We start from the raw sequence: 5364 nt of genomic DNA, 5'->3' as shown, positions 1-5364 counted from the left end.
CCCGGGTGCGAACTGTTGCCCCTGAACCCGGCGACGCAGCTCTTCGGGAAGGAAAGCAACACATGTCCACGTCTGCGGCGCCCACCGGCACTCGGGACAACCCCGCCACTCCCAGCCCCGCCCAGCGGTCCGACTACGCCGAGCTGTCCCGCATCATCCGGGATGCCGGTCTGCTCAAGCGGCGGCACGGCCGCTACGCCGTGAAGTTCGTCCTCACCGCGCTCGCCTTCGCAGGTGGTTGCGTGGCGTTCGCCCTGCTGGGCGACTCGTGGTGGCAGTTGGGCACCGCCGTGTTCTTCGCCGTGGTGTACGCCCAGATCTCGTTCCTCGGCCACGACGCCGGGCACAAGCAGATCTTCGACACCGCCCGGGCCAACGACCGCGTCGGCTACGCCGTGGCCGGGTTGGTCGGCATCAGCTACGGCTGGTGGATGGGCAAGCACACCCGCCACCACGCCAACCCGAACCACGAGCACGAAGACCCCGACCTCGACATCCCGATCCTGGCCTTCACCCGGGGGCAGGCCCGCGACCGGAGCGGGTTCGTCCGCTGGACGGTCAAGCACCAGGCGGCGCTCTTCTTCCCCCTGCTGCTGCTGGAGGGGTTGAGCCTGCACTGGTCCGGCATCGAGGCCGTGTGGCAGGACAAGGCGGTGTCGCGCAGGCGCGAGGCGGCGTTGCTGATCGTCCACTTCGCGGTTTACCTCACCGCCGTGTTCCTGGTGCTGTCACCGCCGATCGCCATCGCGTTCATCGCGGTGCACCAAGGCCTCTGGGGTGTGTACATGGGGTGCTCGTTCGCCCCGGGGCACAAGGGGATGCCGACCTACACCGATGCCAAGTCGCTGGACTTCCTGCGCAAGCAGGTGCTCACCAGCCGCAACATCAGGGGCGGCCCGTGGGTCGACGTGGCCCTCGGCGGGTTGAACCACCAGATCGAGCACCACCTGTTCCCGACGATGCCGCGCCCGAACCTGCGTCGCGCACAGCCGTTGGTGCGCGAGTTCTGCCTGCGACGCGGGATCGAATACGCCCAGTGCGGGCTGCTGCGCACCTATGGGCACGTCTTGCAGCACCTGCACGAGGTCGGTGCCCCGCTGCGCGAAGCTCCCGCCCGCTGACTCCAGGCGGGGGTCACCCCAGCCGGGAGAAGTTCGCGGTGAGGGTGGTTCCCGCATCGCCGGAGGTGATCTCGATCTGGTCGGCCAAGGCCTGCATCATCGGGATGCCCCAGCCGTGGGTGACGCCTGCGTCGTCCTGTTCCGGGCGCCAGCGGCCCCGGTCGGCGACGGTGATGGTGATGCGCCGGGCGTCCACGGTGACCGTCACGAGGACTTCGCCGTTGTCGAGGTGCCGGTGGCCGTGTTCGACGGCGTTGGTGATGGCCTCGTCGGCGAGCAGGACGACGTCGCAGCGGAGGGGGCCGGTGACCGCGTGTTGGCGCAGCCAGGCGTCGAGGCGCCTGCGGGCCGTGCCGATGCCCGCCGGGATCGCGGGGACGGCGATCGTGAGGGTGGACGCGTCGGGGGAGTGGGCGGCGGCGCCGTCGGTGTCATCCACCGGGGGTGTTGGTCCGTCGGACGGTGGTGAGACGAAGCCGTCCATCGCGCATCTCACTCCTTCTTGCGACGCCCAAACGCGGCCGACGCTACTCCGGCCGGGGGCGCGGTGCTGGTTGGTGCCCGCCACCTGCCCGGGTGGGGTCGCCGAGGGGTGGTCTCGGCCGGGGGGCGCGTCGGCTCTAAGGTCGGAGCATGGTGGCGGAGAGCGCGTGGTTCACGGCGTTGAACAAGCTCATCACGGGGTCGCACGTGGCCACCGCGCACGACCTGGTCGACCTGCTCGACGAGGCGGGCGTGGTCCTGGGGATGCGGGCCCGGATCTACCTCGCCGACCTGCCGCAGCGCGCGCTGCGCCCGGTGCCGCCCGGGTCCGCCGAGCCGCTGGGGGTGGACGGCACGGTCGCGGGGCGGTCGTTCCGGCTGACCGCGTTGATGCCGTCGCAGGACGAGGGGTCCGGGCGGCCCGCGCTGTGGTTGCCGCTGCTGGACGGCACCGAGCGGGTGGGCGTGCTGCACCTGGTCCTGCCGGAGGGCGCCGACCCGGCCGACGGCGCCGTGCGCGAGCGCTGCTGGGCACTGGCCGGGCTGGTCGGTCACCTCGTCGTCGCCAAGTACCCCTACAGCGACCTGTTCCACACCGTGCGCCGCACCGAGGACATGACGGTGGCCAGCGAACTGCTGTGGCAGCTCCTGCCGCCGTCGACCTTCGCGGGGCCGAACGTGGTGGTCTCCGCGATCATGGAGCCGTTCGCGCGGGTGGGCGGTGACGGCTTCGACTACGCCGTGGACCGCGACCGCGCCTACCTGGCGGTGTTCGACTCCACCGGCCACGACCTGCGCGCCGGGCTCACCACCAGCATGGTGCTCGCCGCGACCCGCAACGCCCGCCGGGCGGGGGCTGACCTGGCCGGGATCGCGGCGGCGGCCGACGACGTGCTCGACGCGGCCCACGTGCCCGGCAGGCACGCGACCGCCGTCCTGGTCGACCTCGACCTGCACACGGGTGTCCTGTCCTACGTGCTCGCCGGGCACCCGCCGCCGGTGGTGCTGCGCCGGTCGCGGATGGTCAAGACCCTCGCCGGGAAGCCCCGCCCGCCCCTGGGCCTGCGCCACCTCATCGGCGACCGGCCCGTCCAAGTGCACAGCGAAGCCCTGGAGCCCGGCGACCGCCTGCTGCTGCACACCGACGGGGTGACCGAGGCCCGCAACCCCGAGGGCGTCCCGTTCGGCCTCGACCGCCTGGTAGACCTCACCGAGCGGCACGAGGCCGCCGACCTCCCGGCGCCGGAAACGCTCCGCCGGGTGGTCCACGCGGTCCTCGAACACCAGAACGGCCAGCTCCAGGACGACGCCACGCTCATGCTGGTGGAGTGGTCGACCACCGCGCACGGCACCCTGCTGCCCACCACCTGAGCCCGGTCCCTACGCGCTGTCGGAGGTCGCCCCGGCCAGGTCGTGCACCACGCGGATCGAGCGGTCCATCGAGGTGACGGTGATGGCGCGCTCCGTGGGACCCCCGGGCGCCACGACGACGACCACGTCGGTGTCGGTGTCCCGGGCGCGGGCGCTGGTCTGGGCGAGCAGGGCGAGACCGGAGGACGCGAAGAACGACACCCCGGTCAGGTCCACGACCACCCGGGCGGGGTCGCCCCCGGTGAAGGCGCGGTCGAGGGCCTCGGCGAGCACGGGGGCCGTGGCCATGTCGACCTCACCGCTGACGCGGACGACGACACGACCCTCTCCCCGTTCGACGGTGGCGGTCACCGGCTCGTTGTTCACACCCCACTCCCTCCACGGTTCGCGATCGGTGCTTTCACGCATGATGACACTTGGTCACGGAGCGTGCTGGTTGTACGTTACCTGCTGACCTGTGGGAGCACCGGACAAGGACGTCCGTCAGGCGGGGCGGAGCGGGGCGGGCGATCAGGTCGGGACCTTGAGTTCGGCGAGGACGTCGAGCCCGGTCAGGATCGTGTTCCCCTTCTCCTCGTTCAGCAGTCGCAGGCCCATGAAGTTGTCCCCCGGGTTGAAGCCGGGCAGCGCCCAGATCTCCTCGTACGGAATCCACGTGGGGTGGAAGTCGGTGAAGCTGTAGACGTTGCTCCACAGGCAGTCCTGGGGTCGCGGGGTCCACAGCCAGCGGGCGAAGGCGTGGTCGCGGAAGCCGTGCCCGACGACGCCGATGCCGCGCACGTGCTTCTGGCCGGTCAGCAGGAAGACGTCGCCCGCGTCGATGTGCTCCATGGTCCGGTCGTGGCGGGCGGTGGCGCCCCAGAACCGCGCTGTTCCGCCGGGGTGCGCGGCGGTGAGGCCCGCCAGGTGTTCGGCGTCCAGTGCTCCCGCGCGCCGGGCCTCGGGGAACGACACGCCGCGGTCCAGCGTGTCCGCCCAGTGCCTGCGCGTCTCCGCCTTCCCGTACGACGGTTGGATGACCACCCGCGTCATCGGTGACTGCCTCCTGGGGTCCGCACGGTCGTCAGTCCGTCCCATTGTGCTCGGGGCACGGGTGGCTGGCAGGACAAGACCATCTTCGTCATCCAGGCGACGACACACCACTTGTCATCGTTTGGATGACGTGCTATACCTGTACCTGCGTGTTGACGAACCCGAATCGTGGAGGTGGAACCGATGTTGATGCGCACCGACCCGTTCCGTGAGTTCGACCGGCTGGCCCAGCACCTGGCCGCAGGTGCGGCGGGGACGTGGTCGAAGCCCGCGGCGATGCCGATGGACGCCTACCGGTCCGGTCAGGAGTTCGTGGTGTCGTTCGACCTGCCCGGGGTGGACCCCGAGGCGATCGAGATCGACGTGGAGCGCAACGTCCTGACGGTCAAGGCCGAACGGCGGCCGATCGCCGAGAAGGACGTGCAGGTGCAGGTCAGCGAGCGACCGCTGGGCGTGTTCTCCCGCCAGCTTTTCCTCGGCGACACCCTGGACACCGAGCGGATCTCCGCGGACTACGACGCGGGGGTGCTGACCCTGCGCATCCCGGTGGCCGAGCAGGCCAAGCCGCGCCGGATCGCGGTGCGGGCCGACCGGCCCCAGGAGATCCAGTCCTGATCCGCCCGACCGCCGCGTGCCGCCCCGCGCGGGTGGCACGCGGCGGTCCCTCGTCCGCGTGGGGCCTTGTGACCGACCCGTCGGACCGGGGCCCGGTGGGTCGCGCTCATCCGGTCCGGCGTGGACACCGGTGCCGGGGACCCCGATCCCTGTCCGTTTTCTGCTGATGGTCGTGATCGCGGCCCATCCCGTGTGGATTCCCGGGTATCCGGTTTTCATGGCGCGAGAAGTCGATGATCAGCGCATATGCCTCGATCGGAGCACCGGTTCCCCGTGTGCCGGGAACGGGTTTCCCCCGGCGGTGATTGAGTTCCGGCGAAAGGGGGCACTTCACCACCAGCAACGGAGGACCACGGCGCAAGAGCCGAGGTCATGAGGAAGGAGTTCGTGATGGGCATCATCGGTTGGGTTGTTCTCGGTCTGCTGGCCGGCCTCATCGCCAAGGCCGTCATGCCGGGCAAGGACCCCGGTGGCTTCATCGTCACCGCCGTGATCGGTGTGGTGGGCGCCCTCATCGGTGGCTTCATCGGCAACGCCATCTTCGGTGGTGGCCTGCAGGACTTCTTCTCGATCCGCACCTGGCTGCTGGCCATCCTGGGCTCGCTGATCCTGCTCGCGGTCTACCGCGTCACGATCGGCAAGAAGACGCACCACCACGCGTAACCACTTCGCGTGACCCGCAGCGGGGGCCGACGGCCCGCGCGGAGTCCACCCGCGAATCCATCATCTCGCGCAGGTTCGC

At 70.7% G+C, this 5364-nt stretch carries 7 protein-coding genes; 4 read left to right on the top strand and 3 right to left on the bottom strand.

Annotated features, from left to right (window positions below; genetic code table 11):
* Window positions 1-62: 62 nt before the first annotated feature.
* Window positions 63-1121: a fatty acid desaturase family protein gene (locus UO65_RS27035; protein ID WP_035287917.1), complete on the top strand. Its 1059-nt coding sequence runs from the start codon at window positions 63-65 to the stop codon at window positions 1119-1121.
* A gap of 13 nt (window positions 1122-1134) precedes the next feature.
* On the opposite strand, the gene UO65_RS27030 is transcribed toward UO65_RS27035, so the two are convergent.
* Window positions 1135-1560, bottom strand: a complete 426-nt coding sequence (locus tag UO65_RS27030) for an ATP-binding protein (RefSeq protein WP_035287914.1) — start codon at window positions 1558-1560, stop codon at window positions 1135-1137.
* A gap of 194 nt (window positions 1561-1754) precedes the next feature.
* Between UO65_RS27030 and UO65_RS27025 the strand changes: the two genes are divergently transcribed.
* Entirely contained in the window at window positions 1755-2975 is a 1221-nt protein-coding gene (locus UO65_RS27025) for a PP2C family protein-serine/threonine phosphatase (RefSeq protein WP_035287911.1), read from the top strand.
* A gap of 9 nt (window positions 2976-2984) precedes the next feature.
* Here the strand turns inward: UO65_RS27025 and UO65_RS27020 are convergent, their stop codons facing one another.
* Together UO65_RS27020 and UO65_RS27015 are read right to left on the bottom strand one after the other, a co-directional pair.
* Complete coding sequence (locus tag UO65_RS27020; RefSeq protein WP_052021835.1) at window positions 2985-3341, bottom strand: STAS domain-containing protein; 357 nt, start codon at window positions 3339-3341, stop codon at window positions 2985-2987.
* A 144-nt stretch (window positions 3342-3485) separates the two neighbouring features.
* Window positions 3486-4007 (bottom strand): hypothetical protein, encoded by a 522-nt coding sequence (locus UO65_RS27015; protein ID WP_035287908.1) that lies wholly within the window; start codon window positions 4005-4007, stop codon window positions 3486-3488.
* Window positions 4008-4190: 183 nt separating this feature from the next.
* On the opposite strand from UO65_RS27015, the gene UO65_RS27010 reads away from it, so the two are divergent.
* The gene (locus UO65_RS27010; RefSeq protein ID WP_035287922.1) at window positions 4191-4622 is read left to right on the top strand and encodes an Hsp20/alpha crystallin family protein; all 432 of its coding nucleotides are present in this window, start codon (window positions 4191-4193) and stop codon (window positions 4620-4622) included.
* A 390-nt stretch (window positions 4623-5012) separates the two neighbouring features.
* Window positions 5013-5285 carry a GlsB/YeaQ/YmgE family stress response membrane protein gene (locus tag UO65_RS27005; protein WP_035287920.1) on the top strand — a complete coding sequence of 91 codons (273 nt, stop codon included), beginning with the start codon at window positions 5013-5015 and terminating at the stop codon, window positions 5283-5285.
* Window positions 5286-5364 lie beyond the last annotated feature (79 nt).

This window comes from Actinokineospora spheciospongiae, assembly GCF_000564855.1.
Taxonomy (GTDB): domain Bacteria; phylum Actinomycetota; class Actinomycetes; order Mycobacteriales; family Pseudonocardiaceae; genus Actinokineospora; species Actinokineospora spheciospongiae.
This window is presented reverse-complemented; position numbering and strand designations above follow the sequence as displayed.